This is a genomic window from Streptomyces sp. yr375 (assembly GCF_900110755.1).
Taxonomy (GTDB): Bacteria; Actinomycetota; Actinomycetes; order Streptomycetales; family Streptomycetaceae; genus Streptomyces.
This window is the reverse complement of record NZ_FOFF01000037.1, coordinates 34,064-51,792: the sequence shown is the minus strand read 5'-3', so window position 1 is coordinate 51,792 and position 17,729 is coordinate 34,064. Positions and strand designations below refer to the sequence as shown.

Genomic DNA, 17,729 nt, shown 5'->3' with positions numbered 1-17,729 from the left:
GGGCCGTTCGCATTACGGGATACCGGGATCGAATTCATGTGACCTGCCTCACACTGCCGGAACCAGGGAACACAAGGCCGTAGAACACACGACCGGCAGTCACCTCAGCCCCCTCACGAGTCCCCCAAGTCACGTACGCCACCTACGACTTGACCCCTTCGCGACGCACGTCAACCGTCGTCCGCCGACCCTCCGCGAAGACACTGGCATATGCCAGAAGCACCACCGAATCGTGTGTTGCCAAATCCCTTACACGGCGTCGCGCGCTGTGCAACAGTCGTCACAGCCCTTGCTCAGCCTTCGCTTCACCGTTCCCGCATCGGAGTGCGTCATGCCGCCCCATGTCTCCGCGGACCGCTCGGCCGCCCCGCCGCCCGGGCGCGGCCCGGTCGACGCGCTGATCACGCAGACCCGGCGCCTCAAGGGCGACATGGACGCCGTACGGCAGGACGCGCAGGGGGACACGGCGGACCCGCAGGGCCGCTGGCAGCGCGCGCTCTGCGATCTGGCGCTGCACCAACTCGACGACCTCGACACCCACTTGGCCCAGTTACGGGACGGCCCGCCACCGGTGCCGGCCGCACCGGCGACCGCCCGGCGCGGTGCGCTGCTGAGCCGGGTCGGCACCGCCGAGTGGAACCTGCTGACGGACGGGGCCGTGTGGTCCGAGGAGTTGTACCGGATCCTCGGCCGCGACCTCGCCGCGCCCCCGCTCACCCTCGACGAACTGCCCTCGCTCGTCCTCGACGAGGACCGGCCGAAGCTCACCGCGATGGTCACCGACTGTCTGGTGGACGCCCGGCCCATCGACGGGGAGTTCCGCGTCGTCCGCCCGGGCGGCGAGGTCCGGACCGTGCACATGATGGGCGAGCCCGTGCTCGACGGCGACGGCGGCACCGCCGCGATGTGGGCCGTGGTGCGGGACGTCAGCGAACTGCGGCGCAGCCAGCGGGCGGTGCGCGAGAGCCGGGACTCGCTCCAGCACGAGCGGCACCGGGCGCAGACCGAACACCGGCTCGCGGTCGAACTGCGGGAGGCCGTGCTGCCGCCGTGGCACGGTTCCCCGCACCTCGCGCACCAGGGCCCCGGCCCCCGCCCACTCGACGTCGCCGCCCACTACCTGCCGGCCGCGACGACCTCGCTGATCGGCGGCGACTGGTACGACGCGCTCGAACTCGCCGACGGCCACACACTGCTCAGCGTCGGCGATCTCACCGGACACGGCCCGGCCGTCTCCTCGAACACGGCGATGCTGCTGGGCGCCCTGCGCGGCATGGCCATGGCCGGCACCCAGCCGGCTCAACTGCTGTCCTGGCTCAACCAGTTACTGGACGCCGCCGCGCAACCCTCCCTCGGCAGCGCCGTCTGCTGCCGCTACCGGCCGGACACCCGCACCCTGTCGTGGGCGCGGGCCGGACACCCCTCCCCGCTGCTGTTCCGCGACGGGACAGGGCGCCGGCTCACCGCGCCGGAGGGCGTGCTCCTCGGAGCCGGCTCACGCGCCGCCTACGGGCAGGCCGAGGCGACCCTCGAAGAGGGCGACCTGCTCCTGCTGCACACCGACGCCCTGGCACCCGTCGACCGCCTCCTCGGCCTCGCCCCCCGCCTGCACGGGGCGCGCACCGCACAGGACTGCGTGCGCATGGTCGTGGCGGAGTGCGGCGAGAGCGCCCGCGAGGACGACGCCTGCGTGCTCGTCGCCCGCGTCACCTGCTGACCGACTCCCTTATGCCGGGGCGCTGTTGCCGCCCCTGCCCCCCTTCTGCTTCGGCAGCGCCAGCTTGATCTCCTCGCGCAGTTCCCTGATGCTCGGGTAGTCGGCGTACTGCGCGGTGAGCCGGTACATCTGGCTCAGCCGGTCCCAGGTCCGCCGGGAGGAGTTCGACCCCATCGACACCAGCGCCAACCGGGCGAACCGGAGCGCCTGTTCGGGGTCGTCCGCGATGAAGCAGGCGGACGCCATGGACAGATGGTCGAAGATCTTCGACCGCTCACGCCCGTCGACGCGCAGCGCGAGGGCCTTCTCCGCGTAGTACTGGGCGTGCACGGCCGCCTGCGGCTCGAACTCGGCCAGCGTGCGGTAGGCCAGGGCCTGCATGCCGTACAGATCCTCGTCCTTGAAGGTCTGCATCCAGGGCGGCGGGGTGACATCGCCCCGGTCGGCGACGAAGAGGTCCTCCGCCCGGCCGAGGGTGCGGCGCATGGCCTGCCCCTTGCCCATCGACGCCTGCGCCCAGGCCTCGATGGTGTGGAACATCGCCCGGGTGCGCGGCAGTACGTTGTCACCGGCACCGGACTGGGCGAGCTTCATCAGGTCCAGGGCCTCGTCGGGCCGGCCGAGGTGGACCATCTGGCGGGCCGCCCGGGAGAGCGCCTCGCCGGCCCGGGGCCGGTCGCCGCCCTCGTGCGCGGCGTGGGCGGCGATGACGAAGTACTTCTGGGCCGTGGGCTCCAGACCCACGTCGTGCGACATCCAGCCCGCGAGGACGGCGAGGTTGGCGGCGACGCCCCACAGGCGCCGCTGGAGATGGGCGGGGTGATGGTAGGCGAGCATGCCGCCCACCTCGTTGAGCTGTCCCACCACCGCCTTGCGTTGCAGCCCGCCCCCGCGGGCCGCGTCCCAGGCGCGGAACACCTCGACGGAGCGCTCCAGTTCGTCGACCTCCTCCGTTCCGATGGGGGCCGCCTCGTAGCGGTCGAACCCGGCGGGGTCGGCATGGTGGAGGAGGGGGTGGTCGAGGGCGGGAGCGTCGGCGGCGAGGGTCGGATCGGTGTGCAGCCACTCGTACATGGCACTGCTGAGTGCGGATCCCGCCGTGAGGACGACACCCGCGCTCACAAGGCCGCGTCGGTTGAGCATGAGGTCCATTCCCGTGAATTCGGTGAGGACCGCAGCAGTCCGTTCGGGCGCCCACGGCACACCGTCGGGGTGTGGCACACTCCCGCCGTCGGGCCGATTCCCGGAACGCCCCTGCCGGACCAGACCGAGGTCCTCGATGGTCACGACACGACCGAGACGCTCGGTGAACAGGGCTACCAGTACCCGCGGCACCGGATCGCGCGGGATCTCTCCCATGTCGATCCACCGCCGAACCCGGGAGGTGTCGGTCGACAACTGGGGGTGGCCCATGGCCGCCGCCTGCCGGTTGACCAGCCTCGCGAGTTCGCCCTTGGACCAGCCGGCCAGGCCGAACAAGTCCGAGAGGCGGGTGTTGGGTTGTCCGCTCACATCAAGCCCCCAGGTTCTCGGCTGAGTTGACAGTAGCCCGGTGAAAGTTGCCGGGCGACTATTCGCCAGGGTTTCGCCAGGGTCCGCCACATGGTGTGCCAGTGGGCCATGGGTGTCAGGTAGGAACGCGCCACCCCGACCCGGTCGCCCAGGAACACTCCCCAGGGTGTACGCGGGGGACCGGTCGGGGCAGCGTCAGACGTCCGGCACACGAAGGGATCTGTTTCCCCCATGTACGCAGCATCGTCCTCCGTGTCCGCCCCGCCCCGGTCGCTGCACCCCCGTCCGGGCGGTGGCGGCCCCTACCTCGCCCCCGCACGGTCGGCGGCCCCCGCGCTCGGCGCGGGACTGACCCGGCGCCCCGCGGGCCTCGGCACCCAACCGCTCAGCGGAAGACTCGACCTGTCCGGCCCCCAGGGCGCCCAACTGCGCACGGCGATCGCCTCGGTGCACCGCATCTGCCCGGAGTTCGCCCCGGTCCAGGTGCTGCGCCGCAGCGGCCGCTCGGTGCTCCTGGTCGGCACGACAGGGCGCAGCACCGCCGTCGCCAAGTGTTTACTGGACCACTCCCCCGTGTGGGCCGAGCGGATCCGGCACGAAATAGCCGCGTACCGCACGTTCGTCCGGCAGCGCCCCCCGGTGCGCGCGCCGAGACTGATCGCGGCGGACCCGGACAACTGCACCCTGGTGATCGAGCGGATGCCGGGGCGCGTGGCGGCCCTGCAACGGCACCCCACCGAGGCCCCGCCGCGCGCCGACATCAGGGCGGCGCTCGGCGCGATCTGCCGCCTGAACACCTGGCGGCCACCGGCCGGGACGTTCGACGCGCCGCTCGACTACGCGGCCCGGATCTCCCGCTACCACGAGCTGGGTCTGCTCACCGACCGGGACCTCGGTGACCTGCAGAAGCTGCTGCACGGCATCGCGGCCACCGCGGGCCGGCAGGGCATGGGCCAGTTCTGCCACGGCGACGCCCTCCTGTCGAACATCCTTCTCTCGCCGGCCGGTCCAGTGCTGGTGGACTGGGAGCACGCGGGCTGGTATCTGCCGGGCTACGACCTGGCGACGCTGTGGTCGGCGCTGGGCGACGCGCCGGTGGCGCGCCGTCAGATCAGCCAGCTCGCCCAGTCGGCGGGCCCGGCCTCGCGGGACGCCTTCCTGGTGAACCTGATGCTGGTCCTGACCCGCGAGATCCGCACCTACGAGACGGCCGTGCAGCGTTCGATGCAGGACCCGGCCCCCACCGTCCCGGGGGCGGCCCACCCGGGCGGCGTACCGACCGGCGAGGAGCAGCGCCTGCTGCTGCGGCGGCTGCACGACGACTGCCAGATGGCTCGCCGGGCCGTACGCGCGGCGGTCGGCACACGCTGAAGGAGCCTGTCGGCGGGGACCGGCCGAAGACGACGGAGGTCCGCGGTGCGCCTGAACGGCGGCGCACCGCGGACCTCCGTCGGTGCGAGAGCGGTGTCTTGACGAGGGAAATCTCCTGTTTGTGCGCATGATTGACGGGTTGTATGCCCGCCCGCTCGCCCAGGAGGCCGCGTTGCGAAAACCCGTCACTCACTCCGGATCCCCCAGATGTACCCGAGGTACCCGTAGAGCCGCAGGCGCGATGGCGTCGGCGGCTCTGCTGCTCCCGCTGCTCGGCGCGGCGCCCGCCACCGCCCAGTCCTCGGCGAGCAGCCTTCAGCGGGCGTTCGCCGCCGCTGCCGCCGAGTACCACGTGCCGCAGAGCGTGCTCCTGGGCGTCTCCTACCTCCAGTCCCGCTGGGACACGCACGACGGCGCGCCGAGCGTGACCGGCGGCTACGGCCCGATGCACCTCACCGACGCGCGTACGGCGCTCGCGACGGCCCCGCACCACAGCGAGGGCACGGAGGACGCCCGGGGCGACTCGGCCCGCCCGGCCCTGCCCCCGGCCGCGCGGATCCCGTCGGACAAAGAGCTCCCGGCCCGGCTGCGGACCCTGCCGAGGGCGGCGGAGCTGACCGGGCTGAGCCCCGAGGAACTGCGCACGGACCCGGCGGCCAACATCGCGGGCGGCGCGGCCCTCCTCGCCGCCGCCCAGCGGAGTCTGGGCGAGCCGCTGAGCGCCGGCCCGGCGGGCTGGTACGGCGCGGTGGCGCGGTTCTCGGGCGCGGACGACACCGCGACGGCCGCCGCCTACGCGAACGACGTCTACGACGTGCTGCGCACCGGCGAGGAGCGGATGACGGACGCGGGCGGGCCGGTCGCCCTGGCCGCGCAGCCGGACCTCGCGCCGCGCACGTCCCAACTGCGGGAGACCGGTCTGCGCACGGTCTCGGCGGCGGGCACCGAGTGCCCGGCGACGGTGTCCTGCGAGTGGATCCCGGCGCCCTACGAGCAGTTCGGCGACAACGACTACGGCAACCACGACCTCGCCGACCGGCCCGCCGCGCCGGGCATCAAGTACATCGTCGTCCACGACACCGAGGGCCGCTGGGAAGGGGTGCTGGACCTGGTCCAGGACCCGACGTACGTGTCCTGGAACTACTCGCTGCGCTCCACCGACGGCCACATCGCCCAGCATGTGAAGGCGAAGGACGTGGCCTGGCACGCGGGCAACTGGTACATCAACTCCACGTCGATCGGTCTGGAGCACGAGGGTTTCCTCGCCCAGCCGGACGCCTGGTACACGGAGGCGATGTACCGCTCGTCGGCCCGGCTGGTGACGTACCTGGCCGCGAAGTACGGCATCCCGCTGGACCGGCAGCACATCCTGGGCCATGACAACGTGCCCGGTCCGACCGCCGCGGCCGTCTCCGGGATGCACACCGACCCGGGCCCGTACTGGGACTGGCGGCACTACTTCGAGCTGCTCGGGCGGCCCTTCGCGGCGACGGCCCGCAGCGGCGGCAGCGGCGGCCTGGTGACGATCCGGCCGGACTACGCCGCCAACCAGCCGGTGTACACGGACTGCGCCGTCAAGGGGCAGCCGTGCGCGGCGCACGGTTCCAGCGAGGTGCGGCTGTACTCCGACCACGACGAGAAGTCCGCCCTGATCAAGGACGTCGGCGACGGCTCGGCGCCGACGACGGGCGTGAACGACCTCGCCTCGCGGGTGTCCACCGGCCAGCAGTACGCGGTCGCCGACCAGTGGGGTGACTGGACGGCGATCTGGTACCTGGGTCAGAAGGCCTGGTTCCGCAACCCGGAGGGCCAGCCGACGGCGGTGCCCGCGGCGGGCCAGGTGGTGACGCCCAAGGACGGCCTTGCGAGCGTGCCGCTGTACGGCCGCGCCTACCCGGAGGCGTCGGCCTACCCGGCGGGCGTCCCCGACCAGGGGCTCGCAGCGCTGCCGTACACCCTGCCGAAGGGCCAGAAGTACGTGGTCGGGGACAAGGTGCCGGGCGAGTACTACTACGCGGTGACCTTCTCCACCGCCTCGCACCAGGTCGTCATCGGGGACGATCAGTACTACGAGATCCAGTACGGCCACCGGGTGGCGTTCGTGCGGGCGGCGGACGTGAAGGTGATGTCGTCGGCCTCGTCGGCCTTCTAGCCGGGCCTCAGCCCTGCTGGAACAGCTCCGCCGGGAGCGGTTTCAGCAGGGCGTACAGGTCGTCGGTGATGGGGCGGTCCCAGGCGGCGATGGTCACCAGGACCTGGTCGCTGCGGTCGAACTGCACGCAGGAGATCCGCCCCTCGGAGAGCTTGAGACGGCGCACGATCAGCAGGTTGTCGCCCTGCATCACCGGCATGTCCTCGGTGCCGACGACGGTCACCTCCTCGTCGTTCTCCAGGGCGAGCAGCAGTTGGGCGACCTCGAAGGGGATCTCGTCCTCCGCCACCTCGCGGGCCGGGGAGCCCTCGGGCAGATTGCCGATGATCATCGCGGGGCCGCGGCCGCCGAAGAGGTCGTAGCGCAGGAAGACGCCCTGGCAGCTACCGTCGGGGGCGGGCAGCAGGCCGGCGCCCAGATTGCCGGGCCAGTCGCCCGGATCCATGGCCAGTACGTCGAAGTCGGGCCCGGCGGGAGTGGCACTGCGGCGGCGGAGGAACGACATGCGGCCATGGTACGTGGCCACCGGCGTCCGGTGACGCCTGGGCGGGCTGCGGTTCGCCGCCGGGCGCGGGTCGGGGACGGCCGATCACGTCCCCGGGGCGGGACGCCGGCGACCACCTGGCGGCGGGCGCCGGGCGCACCGGCGGGACGCGGCTCGTCGGCGCGGGCTCGGGGCGGTCGACGGGCCTGCTGCGAGGCGGGCGGGGTCAGGTCAGGTCGAACTCCCCCTCCCGCGCCCCCGACACGAACGCGCCCCACTCGGCGGGCGTGAAGATCAGCGAAGGGCTCTGGGGACGGCCGCTGTTGCGCATCGCGATGAATCCCTCGACGAAGGCGATCTGGACATCCCCCCGCCCCTGGCTGCTGGACTGCCACTCGGCGCTGCTGAGGTCCAGCTCGGGCTTGTCCCAGCCCGTGAGCGGCTGCTGCTGGATGGTGCTCTCGGCCACGTCCGTGCTCCTCCCGGTTCGTCGTCCGCGGGTCAGCCTAGCGACCGGTTCGGGAGGCCGACAGAGCACGTGAGCGGGACCTTTCAGGACTGCGGGGGCGTCGCGCCCACGAGCCACATGGAGAAGAACTGGGAGCCGCCGCCGTAGGCGTGTCCGAGGACCGTGCGGGCCCGCTCCACCTGGTGTTCCCCGGCCTGTCCGCGTACCTGGAGCGCCGCCTCGGCGAAGCGGATCATGCCGGAGGCGCCGATGGGGTTGGTGGACAGGACGCCGCCCGACATGTTCACGGGGAGGTCGCCGTCGAGCTCCGTCACCCCGGCCTCGGTCAGCTTCCAGCCCTCGCCCTCGTCGGCGAAGCCGAGGTTCTCCAGCCACATGGGCTCGTACCAGGAGAACGGTACGTACATCTCGACGGCGTCGATGTCCCGGCGCGGGTCGGTGACGCCGGCCTGCCGGTAGACGTCGGCGGCGCAGTCCTTGCCGGCCTGCGGCGACACGGCGTCCTTGCCGGCGAAGAGGGTCGGTTCGCTGCGCATCGCGCCGCCGAGCATCCAGGCGGGCGGCCGGGGGGCGCGGTCGGCTCCGGCGCGGTCGGTGAGGATCATCGCGCAGGCCCCGTCGGAGGAGGGGCAGGTCTCCGAGTAGCGGATCGGGTCCCACAGCATGGGCGAGGCCTGGACCTTCTCCAGGGTGATGTCGTGCTCGTGGAGGTGGGCGTAGGGGTTCTTGAGCGCGTTGCGGCGGTCCTTGTAGGCCACCAGCGAGCCGACGGTGTCGGGTGCGCCGCTGCGCCGCATGTACGCGCGCACATGGGGTGCGAAGAAGCCGCCGGCCCCGGCGAGCAGGGGCTGCTGGAAGGGGATCGGCAGGGACAGTCCCCACATGGCGTTGGACTCGGACTGCTTTTCGAAGGCCAGGGTGAGGACGGTGCCGTGGACGCGGGCCGCGACGAGGTTCGCGGCGACCAGCGCGGTGGAGCCGCCGACGGAGCCGGCCGTGTGCACGCGCAGCATCGGCTTGCCGACCGCGCCGAGCGCGTCGGCGAGGTACAGCTCGGGCATCATGACGCCCTCGAAGAAGTCGGGGGCCTTGCCGATGACGACGGCGTCGATGTCGGCCCACGTCAACTCGGCGTCGGCCAGGGCGCGTCGGGCGGCCTCGCGGACCAACCCGGCGATGGAGACGTCCCGTCGGGCCGCGACGTGCTTGGTCTGGCCGATGCCGACGACGGCCACGGGCTCCTTGCTCATCGCGGTTCCCCTTCGAGTACGGCGACCAGGTTCTGTTGGAGACACGGGCCGGAGGTGGCGTGGGCGAGGGCTCGGTCGGACTCGCCCCGGTGGATGCGGGCGGCGGCCTCGCCGATGCGGACGAGGCCGGCGGCCATCATGGGGTTGGCGGCGAGGGCGCCGCCGGACAGGTTGACCCGCACGCTGTCGTCCAGCCGCAGCGCCTTGCGCAGGACGACCTCCTGCGCGCTGAACGGGGCGTGCAACTCGGCGGTGTCGACGGGCCGTTCGAAAACGCCCGCCTTCTGGGCGGCGAGGCGGGTGGAGGGCGAGTCGGTGAGGTCGCGCACGCCGAGCGCGTGGGCCTCGATGCGGTGGTCGATGCCCCGGATCCAGGCGGGCCGGGAGCACAGTTCGCGGGCCCGTTCCCCCGCCGCGAGGATCACGGCGGCGGCCCCGTCGCCGACCGGCGGGCAGTCGCCGGTGCGCAGCGGCCGTACGACGTAATCCCCCTGGGGCACCGAACCCCGGAGCTGGGCATGGGAGTTGAGGGTGGCGACGCGTCGGCTGCGGGCGCCGACGGCGGCGAGGGCGCTCTCGTCGGTGTCGCCCGCGTCGATCAGGGCCTGGGCCTGGAGCGCGGCGAGGGCGACGGAGTCGGGCCACAGGGGGGCGACGTAGTACGGGTCGAGTTGGCGGGTGAGCACGTCGCGTACGGAGCCGGGCGAGGACTTGCCGTAGGAGTAGACGAGCGCGGTGTCCGCGTCGCCGGTGAGCAGTTTGGTCCACGCCTCGTACAGCGCCCACGCACCGTCCATCTCGACGTGGGACTCGGCGATGGGCGGCCAGGCTCCGACGCCGTCGAGGGCGAGGGTGAAGGAGAAGGCGCGGCCGGCGAGGTAGTCGCTGGAGCCGGAGCAGGTGAAGCCGATGTCGGCGGTCTTCAGGCCGGTCCGGTTTAGGACGCTGTGCAGGACCGGCATGAGCATCTCCACTTCGGAGAGCTCGTCGGTGGTGCGCAGGACGTCGGTCTGGGCGAAGGCCACCACCGCGACGTCGCGGAGGCCTGAGGATTCCTCGCGGGTCACAGCAGCTCCTTGTAGGCGTCGTAGTCCGCGTCGGGTTCGCCGGTCGGCCGGTAGTGGTCGGGGTAGCGGGCGCCTTCCGTCCACACGGGTTCGACGCGCAGGCCCATGCGCACCTGGTCGTAGGGGATGCCGCCGATGCGTCCGTGCAGGGCGAGGTCGGCCCCGTCGAGGGCGATGTGGGCGTACACGTAGGGGACTTCGATGTCGAGGTTCCTCGCCTTGATGTTGACGATGCAGAAGGTGGTGACGGTGCCGCCCGGCCCGACCTCGACCTGTTCGGCGGTCGGCACACCGCAGGTGGGGCAGGCCCCGCGCGGCGGGACGTACACCTTGCGGCAGGACGGGCAGCGTTCGCCGACCGTGCGCCGGGTGGCGAGCGCGGCGATGTAGTCGGACTGGGCGCGGCCGGGCGAGTAGGTGTAGTCGAGCCGAGCGGGGGCGACGATGCCGGTCACCGGCTCGCCCTCGAACTCCCCGTCGCTGCCGGTCGGTTGGCCCGGCGCGCCGTCGTACGGCTCGAAGCAGGCGATGTCGGTGATGGCACCGGTACGTTCCTCGGCCCAGCGGATCCGCACCCGCATCCCGGTGCGGACGGCGTCGGGCCCGGGGGCGTCGAGGGCGTGCAGCAGAGCGGTGCCGGCCCCGTCGAGCCGCACCAGCACCCACGCGAAGGGGGTGCCGAGGGGCTGACCCCGGCGGGGCGCGTGGTTCCAGGCCCAGGTGGTGACCGTCCCGGTGGGGGCCACCTCCACGAGGTCGCGAATCTCCTCGGCGGTGACGGGGTCGTACTCGACGGGCGGCACGAGAACACGCCCGTCACCGGCCCGCACCCCGAGAACGACCCGCTCCCGCAACCCGGTAAGAAACGCACTCTGAACGGGCCCAAGAGACCGAGTAAACGGAAACTCGACAACCAGGGGCGCTTTGAGAACTTCAGGCATCTGGGGTTGCCTCCTGAGCAGCATCGGTGAGTCGCGCCCCAAAGGGGCGCGGGGCTGTGACATTTGCGGCTCCGCCGCGTGGGCGCGACCAGCGACGGACGGCCCGCAGCTTACGAACGGGCGCACCGGCGGAACATCACGCCCGCTTATAGACAGGCGCCCGCTTCTCCGCAAAGGCCCGGGCACCCTCCTTCGCATCGTCGGTGTCGAACACCGGCCAGCCCCGGGCGAGTTCGGAGGCGAGCCCCTCCGTCTCCGTGAGCTCGGCGGTCTCGTACACCGACGCCTTGACGGCCTCGACCGCCAACGGCCCGCAGGAGTTGACCCGTTCGGCGATCTCCAGCGCCTTCGACAGGGCCGTCCCGTCGGGGACGACATGCCCGACCAGCCCGATGGCGGCAGCCTCCCGCGCGCTGTACGGCCGCCCGGTGAGCAGCATCTCCAGGGCATGGGTGCGCGGGATCTGGCGTTGCAGCCGGACCGTGGAGCCGCCGATCGGGAACAGGCCCCGCCGCACCTCGAAGAGGCCGAAGGTGGCGGACTCGCCGGCGACGCGGATGTCGGTGCCCTGGAGCATCTCCGTGCCGCCCGCGACGCAGTGGCCCTCGACGGCGGCGATCACCGGCTTGCGGGGGCGGTGATGGCGCAGCATCGCCTTCCAGTGCAGGTCGGGGTCGGCCTTCAGCCGGTCGCGGTACTGCTCCCCCTCCATGCCCTGCCCGGCGAGGGCCTTGAGATCCATGCCGGCGCAGAACGCGCCGCCCGCGCCGGTGAACACGATCGAGCGGACCGTGTCGTCCGCGTCGGCCTCCAGCCAGCCGTCGTACAGGCCGACGAGCATGGCGATCGAGAGCGCGTTCCTGGCCTCCGGCCGGTTGAGCGTGAGCACGAGTGTGGCGCCTTCGCGCCGCACCGTGAGGTGTTCGGTACCGCCCATCGCACATCTCCCCTCGGAAAGAACGAGAACAGGTTGCAGGAGGCGTGATGGCAGTTCAAGGGTTTTCTGACAGTCAGTCAGATTTCTTCGTGGGAGCCCTTCCCACTTACCGCGCCCTTTGCTGTGATGACCGGCGAACCGTCGGGAGAAGCGGGCCCCGCGAGGTCAGGAGGAGCGGTGGAGTACAACCTTGCCGACCTGTTCGAGTCGGTCGTCGACGTGGCGGCCGACCGTGAGGCGCTCGTGTACGTCGACCACCCGGGCACGGGCGCGGAACGGCGGCTGACGTACGCCGAGTTGGACGCCGCCGCCAACCGCATCGGCCATCACCTGCTCGACAGCGGGCTGCGGCCCGGCGAGCATCTCGGCCTGCATCTGTACAACGGCGTCGAGTACCTCCAGACGGTGCTGGGCTGCCTGAAGGCGCGGATCGTGCCGGTCAACGTCAACTACCGTTATGTGGAAGAGGAGTTGGTCTACCTCTACCGGGACGCGGATCTGGTCGCGCTCGTCTTCGACGCGGAGTTCACGGACCGGGTGGCGGGGGCGCTGCCGCAGACGCCTGCGTTGCGGCATCTGATCCGGGTGGGCCCGGCGGGCGAGGGCATCGTGTCGTTCGCGGAGGCCGAGGCGGGCGGTTCCGCCGGGCGCGGGTTCCCGGCGCGCTCGGGCGACGACCAGTTCATCATCTACACGGGCGGCACGACCGGTCTGCCCAAGGGGGTGATGTGGCGTCAGGAGGACTTGTTCTTCTCGGGGTTGGGCGGTGGCTCGCCGACCGGGGAGCCGGTGAAGAAGCCGGAGGAGATCGCCGAGCGGGTGGCGGCCGGGGGGACGGGGATCACCTTCTTCCCCACTCCCCCGCTGATGCACGGCACGTCCACGCTCACCGCGTTCATCGGCTTCAACTTCGGCCAACGCGTGGTGATCCACCGCAAGTTCGTGCCCGAGGAGGCGCTGCGGACGGTCGCGAAGGAGAAGGTCACCAGTATCTCCCTGGTGGGCGACGCGATGCTGCGGCCGTTGATCGACGCGCTCGAGGGGCCGATGAGGGGCACGGACTGCTCGTCGGTGTTCAGTGTGTCCTCGTCCGGGGCGATCATGTCGGACACGGTCCGCAGGCAGTTCCGGGCGCTGCTGCCGAACGCGATGCTGCTGAACAACTTCGGTTCCTCGGAGTCGGGCTTCAACGGCACGGCGACGGACGACTCCGGGCCCGAGCGCGGTTTCCGGGTCCGGGTCAACTCCCGTACCAGGGTGGTCGATCCGGCCACGTACGAGCGGGTCGCGCCGGGCGAGGTGGGCCGGGTCGCCCAGTACGGCCATGTGCCGCTCGGCTACTACAACGACCCGGTGAAGACGGCCGAGACCTTCTTCGAGAAGGACGGCGAGCGCTGGGTGCTGCTCGGCGACATGGCGACCGTCGACGAGGAGGGTGTGGTCGTCGTCCTCGGCCGTGGCTCGCAGTGCATCAACACCGGGGGCGAGAAGGTGTACCCGGAGGAGGTCGAGCAGGCCCTGAAGTCGCATCCGGACGTGTACGACGCCCTGGTGGCCGGGGTGCCGGACGCGACGTGGGGCGACCATGTGGCGGCGGTGGTGCAGGTGCGCACGGGTGCCCCGCTGCCCTCCCTGGAGGACATCCAGCGGCACTGCCGTACCCGGCTCGCCGGTTACAAGATCCCGCGTCAGCTCGTGCTCGCCGAGTCCATCCGCCGCTCGCCGAGCGGGAAGGCGGACTACCGGTGGGCGCGGGAGGTGGCGGTCGCACAGGACCAGTGAGCTTTCCGGGGGGCGGGCGGGTTCCCGGGTGTCAGAGGAAGGAACCGACGCGTCCGACGAACGAATCCGGGTCGTCCAGCCACGGGTAGTGGCCGGCGCCGGGCTGGACGGTGAACTCGGCGTTCGGGAAGGCGTCGGCGACGAGCCGGGCGAGGGCGGGCCGGGGTCCGCCGTCCAGTTCGCCGGCGAGCACCAGGACCGGGGCGGTGACGGCCGCGAGGGCGGTGCGCAGGGCGGGCGGGTCGAAGGCGGCCGGGTCGAGGAAGCGGTGCTCCGCCTCGGAGTTGGTCTGTTCGTCGTCAGCGGCGGCTTCGAGGGCGCGGGCGGTGTCGTCCCAGCGGCCGTGGAAGAAGGGGGCGACGAGCGCCCAGTCGGGATCGTCGTCGCCCGCGAGCCATGCCTCGAACGCCGGGAAGGCGGCGGCGAACCACGGTTCGTCCGCGCGCAGCCGGGCCGCCGCCAGCCGGTCCCCGGCCGTGGCGGGGCGGCCCAGCGCCCAGGGTGTGGCGGTGATCAGCGCGAGCCGGGACACGCGGTGCGGGTGCCGGGCCGCGTACAGCAGCGCGAGGCTGCCGCCCGCCGAGTGGGCGAGCACGTCGATCCGCTCCAGCCCCAGATGGACGCGCAGCGCCTCGACGTCGTCGACCTGCCGGTCGCAGCGGTACGTCGCCGGGTCCGCCGGGACGGCGGAGTCGCCGGTGCCGCGCAGGTCGAGGAGGATCAGCCGGCGGTGGGCGGTGAGTCCGCCGAGGTCGCCGAGGTAGCGGGAGGCCCGCATGGGGCCGCCGGGCAGCACGACGAGCGGCTCGCCCGCGCCCCGCGCATGGTAGGCGAGCGGGGTTCCGTCCGGTGCGGTGAAGATCGGCATGCCCCGATCCTCGGCGCGGGTCGCAGCCGCCCGCAACCGGGTTCTCCCGGGCGAAATTCCCGACCGGGCTCTTGCCGGATGCCCGCAGGCCTGGATTACTGATCCCGAAGGAGATCGACCGAATGATCGGTCGCCCGTATTGACACGATTGGGCGAGGGAGTAGTCCCATGAGGGATGCGCGGAACCTGCTGGACGAGGGCGAGCGTCTCGACGTGGACGCCCTGCGCGCGCTGCAACTGGAGCGCCTGCGCGCCTCGTTGCGGCACGCGTACGCCCATGTGCCGTTCTACCGCGACTCCTTCGACAAGGCCGGCGTCCACCCCGACGACTGCCGCGACCTCGCCGATCTGTCCCGCTTCCCCTTCACGACCAAGGCGGACCTGCGCGAGCACTACCCGTACGGGATGTTCGCCGTCCCCCGCGACCGGATCCGCCGCATCCATGCCTCCAGCGGCACCACCGGCCGCCCGACGGTCGTCGGCTACACGGACGCCGATCTGTCCATGTGGGCGGACATGGTGGCCCGTTCGCTCCGCGCGGCGGGCGGCCGACCCGGCGACACGGTCCATGTGGCGTACGGCTACGGCCTGTTCACGGGCGGCCTCGGCGCCCACTACGGCGCCGAACGCCTCGGCTGTACGGTGATCCCCGCGTCCGGCGGTATGACGTCCCGTCAGGTCCTGCTGATCCAGGACCTGAAGCCGCGCATCATCATGGTGACCCCCTCCTATCTGCTCACCCTTCTCGACGAGTTCGAACGCCAGGGCGTCGACCCGCGCTCGACCTCGCTGCGGGTGGGCGTCTTCGGCGCCGAGCCGTGGACGGAGGCGATGCGTCAGGAGATCGAGGAGCGGTTCGCGATCGACGCGGTCGACATATACGGGTTGTCGGAGGTGATCGGGCCGGGGGTCGCGCAGGAGTGCGTGGAGACGAAGGACGGCCTGCACATCTGGGAGGACCACTTCTTTCCGGAGGTGGTCGACCCGTTCACCGGCGAGGTCCTTCCGGAGGGCGCGGAGGGCGAGTTGGTGTTCACCTCGCTCACCAAGGAGGCGATGCCGATCGTCCGTTACCGCACGCGTGACCTGACGGCGCTGCTGCCGGGCACGGCACGCGTCTTCCGGCGGATGCGGAAGGTGACCGGCCGCAGCGACGACATGGTCATCCTGCGCGGGGTGAATCTCTTCCCGACACAGATCGAGGAGATCGTGCTGCGCACCCCGGCCGTGGCGCCGCACTTCCAGCTCCGTCTGACCCGCGAGGGCCGCCTCGACGCCCTCACGGTCCGCGCCGAGGCCCGCCCCGACGCCGCTCCCGCCGACCGCGTCGCCGCAGCGCAGGCCATCGCGGCGGCGGTGAAGGACGGCATCGGGGTGTCGGTCGCGGTCGAGATCGTGGACCCGGAGACGCTGGAGCGGTCGGTGGGCAAGATCAGGCGGATCGTGGACGAACGTCCACGGGAGTCATGAGGGCCGGGGACGTCATGAGGGCCGGGAGTCGTGACATCCGTGCGGTCATGAGCTGAACCGGTCCCGTAGTTCCCGCTTCAGGATCTTGCCGCTCGCGTTGCGGGGCAGTTCGTCCACGAAGAGCACGCGCTTGGGAGCCTTGAAGTGCGCGAGTCTCTCGCGGGTGTGGGCGATGAGCTCCTCCTCGGTGACCTCGCCGCGCGGGACGACCACGGCCGTGACCGCCTCGATCCACTTCTCGTCGGGCAGGCCGATCACGGCGGCCTCGGCGACGGCGTCGTGGGTGTACAGCGCGTCCTCGACCTGGCGTGAAGCGACCAGTACGCCACCGGAGTTGATGGCGTCCTTCACCCGGTCGACGATCGTGAAGTAGCCGTGGGCGTCGCGGACGGCGAGGTCGCCGGAGTGGAACCAGCCGTCGCGGAAGGCCGCTTCGGTCTCCTCGGGCTTGTCCCAGTAGCCCTCGCACAACTGCGGGGAGCGGTAGACGACTTCACCGGGTGTGCCGTCGGGGACCTCCGTGCCGTCCTCGTCGACGACCCGGGCGTCCACGAACAGGACCGTGCGCCCGCAGGAGTCCATGCGGCCCTTGTGCTCGTCGGGGGCGAGGACGGTGGCGAGCGGGCCGATCTCGCTCTGGCCGAAGCAGTTGTAGAACCCGAGTTTCGGCAGGCGTTCGCGCAGCCGCTCCAGGACGGGCACCGGCATGATCGACGCCCCGTAGTACGCCTTGCGCAGCGCGCCGAGGTCGCGGGTCGGGAAGTCGGGGCGGTTCGCCAGGCCGATCCACACGGTGGGCGGGGCGAAGAGGCTGTCGACGCGGCCCTCCTCGATGAGGTCGAAGAGCAGGTCGCCGTCGGGCGCGTCGAGCACGATGTTCGTGGCGCCGACCGCGAGGTACGGCAGCAGGAACACGTGCATCTGTGCCGAGTGGTACAGCGGGAGGGAGTGCACGGGGCGGTCGCCGGCGCTCAGGTCGAGGGCGGTGATCGCGCTCAGGTACTCGTGCACCAGGGCCCGGTGGGTCATCATCGCGCCCTTGGGCTGGGCCGTCGTGCCCGAGGTGTAGAGCAGTTGGACCAGGTCCTCGGCGCGCGGCTCGGGGCCGTCGTACAGGGGGGTCGCGGGGAGGCGGGCGAGGAGGGAGTCGTCGGCGTCGCGCAGGGCCAACGTCCTGACGCGGTCGGGGAGTCGGTCCGCGAGGTCGGGATCGGTGAGGACCAGGGCGCTGCCCGACTGGTCGACGATGTACGTCAGGTCGTCGCCGGTGAGGTTCTGGTTGACGGGGACGTGGACCAGGCCCGCGCGGGCGCAGGCGAGGAAGGCGATGAGGTAGGCGTCGGAGTTGCGCCCGTAGGCGCCGACCCGGTCGCCGGGGGCGAGCCCCGCGCCGAGCAGGACGCCCGCCGCGCGGGAGACGGCCTCGTCGAGTTCCTCGTAGGTCCAGGTGCGGTCGCGGTACTCGACGGCGACGCGCGCCGGAGTGCGACGGGCGCTGCGCCGCAGCACCCCGTCGACCGTACTGCCATGTCCGGGCGTCATGGCTCATGATCCTCAGGCGGCGGCCGGGGCACGTCAAGTGCTGGACGCAACCCCGAGGAAAGACCCGAAAGGGGGTGAGCCGTCGGGAACAATTCGCAGCGAAATGCTTCTTCTGCTTCTCCGCGCTCCTTTGCGCCCCCCTGCAGAAAGGATTCGCGGCAAAGGGA

14 protein-coding genes are annotated in these 17,729 nt (G+C 71.8%); 5 read left to right on the top strand and 9 right to left on the bottom strand.

Features of this window, described 5'->3' with window-relative positions; genetic code table 11:
- Positions 1-331 precede the first annotated feature (331 nt).
- Positions 332-1,717 carry a PP2C family protein-serine/threonine phosphatase gene (locus BMZ82_RS28580; RefSeq protein WP_093780282.1) on the top strand — a complete coding sequence of 462 codons (1,386 nt, stop codon included), beginning with the start codon at positions 332-334 and terminating at the stop codon, positions 1,715-1,717.
- A 9-nt stretch (positions 1,718-1,726) separates the two neighbouring features.
- On the opposite strand, the gene BMZ82_RS28575 is transcribed toward BMZ82_RS28580, so the two are convergent.
- A complete protein-coding gene (locus BMZ82_RS28575) occupies positions 1,727-3,229 on the bottom strand; it encodes a DNA-binding protein NsdB (protein WP_093780281.1) in 1,503 nt (500 codons plus the stop codon).
- Between the two features lie 231 nt (positions 3,230-3,460).
- On the opposite strand from BMZ82_RS28575, the gene BMZ82_RS28570 reads away from it, so the two are divergent.
- Together BMZ82_RS28570 and BMZ82_RS28565 are read left to right on the top strand one after the other, a co-directional pair.
- The gene (locus BMZ82_RS28570) at positions 3,461-4,600 is read left to right on the top strand and encodes an aminoglycoside phosphotransferase family protein (protein ID WP_093780280.1); all 1,140 of its coding nucleotides are present in this window, start codon (positions 3,461-3,463) and stop codon (positions 4,598-4,600) included.
- 241 nt (positions 4,601-4,841) lie between these two features.
- Positions 4,842-6,752 (top strand): N-acetylmuramoyl-L-alanine amidase, encoded by a 1,911-nt coding sequence (locus tag BMZ82_RS28565; protein WP_093780279.1) that lies wholly within the window; start codon positions 4,842-4,844, stop codon positions 6,750-6,752.
- Positions 6,753-6,759: 7 nt separating this feature from the next.
- Here the strand turns inward: BMZ82_RS28565 and BMZ82_RS28560 are convergent, their stop codons facing one another.
- The 6 genes from BMZ82_RS28560 to BMZ82_RS28535 all read right to left on the bottom strand — a co-directional run bounded on the left by BMZ82_RS28560 (position 6,760) and on the right by BMZ82_RS28535 (position 11,900).
- Positions 6,760-7,257, bottom strand: a complete 498-nt coding sequence (locus BMZ82_RS28560) for a hypothetical protein (protein ID WP_093780278.1) — start codon at positions 7,255-7,257, stop codon at positions 6,760-6,762.
- A 205-nt stretch (positions 7,258-7,462) separates the two neighbouring features.
- The gene (locus BMZ82_RS28555) at positions 7,463-7,705 is read right to left on the bottom strand and encodes a DUF397 domain-containing protein (protein WP_093780277.1); all 243 of its coding nucleotides are present in this window, start codon (positions 7,703-7,705) and stop codon (positions 7,463-7,465) included.
- An 83-nt stretch (positions 7,706-7,788) separates the two neighbouring features.
- Positions 7,789-8,955, bottom strand: a complete 1,167-nt coding sequence (locus BMZ82_RS28550) for a thiolase domain-containing protein (RefSeq protein ID WP_093780276.1) — start codon at positions 8,953-8,955, stop codon at positions 7,789-7,791.
- Positions 8,952-10,022: a thiolase domain-containing protein gene (locus BMZ82_RS28545; protein ID WP_093780275.1), complete on the bottom strand. Its 1,071-nt coding sequence runs from the start codon at positions 10,020-10,022 to the stop codon at positions 8,952-8,954. Before BMZ82_RS28545 ends, BMZ82_RS28550 begins: the two co-directional genes overlap by 4 nt.
- Entirely contained in the window at positions 10,019-10,963 is a 945-nt protein-coding gene (locus BMZ82_RS28540; RefSeq protein ID WP_093780274.1) for a Zn-ribbon domain-containing OB-fold protein, read from the bottom strand. The genes BMZ82_RS28545 and BMZ82_RS28540 overlap by 4 nt, the downstream gene beginning before the upstream one ends.
- Positions 10,964-11,099: 136 nt before the next feature.
- On the bottom strand, positions 11,100-11,900 hold the full coding sequence (locus BMZ82_RS28535; RefSeq protein WP_093780273.1) for a crotonase/enoyl-CoA hydratase family protein: 801 nt from the start codon (positions 11,898-11,900) through the stop codon (positions 11,100-11,102).
- Between the two features lie 177 nt (positions 11,901-12,077).
- Between BMZ82_RS28535 and BMZ82_RS28530 the strand changes: the two genes are divergently transcribed.
- On the top strand, positions 12,078-13,682 hold the full coding sequence (locus BMZ82_RS28530) for an acyl-CoA synthetase (RefSeq protein WP_093780272.1): 1,605 nt from the start codon (positions 12,078-12,080) through the stop codon (positions 13,680-13,682).
- A 31-nt stretch (positions 13,683-13,713) separates the two neighbouring features.
- On the opposite strand, the gene BMZ82_RS28525 is transcribed toward BMZ82_RS28530, so the two are convergent.
- Complete coding sequence (locus tag BMZ82_RS28525; protein WP_093780271.1) at positions 13,714-14,550, bottom strand: alpha/beta fold hydrolase; 837 nt, start codon at positions 14,548-14,550, stop codon at positions 13,714-13,716.
- Positions 14,551-14,718: 168 nt separating this feature from the next.
- On the opposite strand from BMZ82_RS28525, the gene paaK reads away from it, so the two are divergent.
- Positions 14,719-16,020, top strand: coding sequence for a phenylacetate--CoA ligase PaaK (gene paaK, locus BMZ82_RS28520; RefSeq protein ID WP_093780270.1), 1,302 nt, complete (start codon positions 14,719-14,721; stop codon positions 16,018-16,020).
- Between the two features lie 45 nt (positions 16,021-16,065).
- Here paaK and BMZ82_RS28515 read toward each other — a convergent pair whose 3' ends face one another.
- The gene (locus tag BMZ82_RS28515) at positions 16,066-17,562 is read right to left on the bottom strand and encodes an acyl-CoA synthetase (RefSeq protein WP_093780269.1); all 1,497 of its coding nucleotides are present in this window, start codon (positions 17,560-17,562) and stop codon (positions 16,066-16,068) included.
- Between the last annotated feature and the right edge of the window lie 167 nt (positions 17,563-17,729).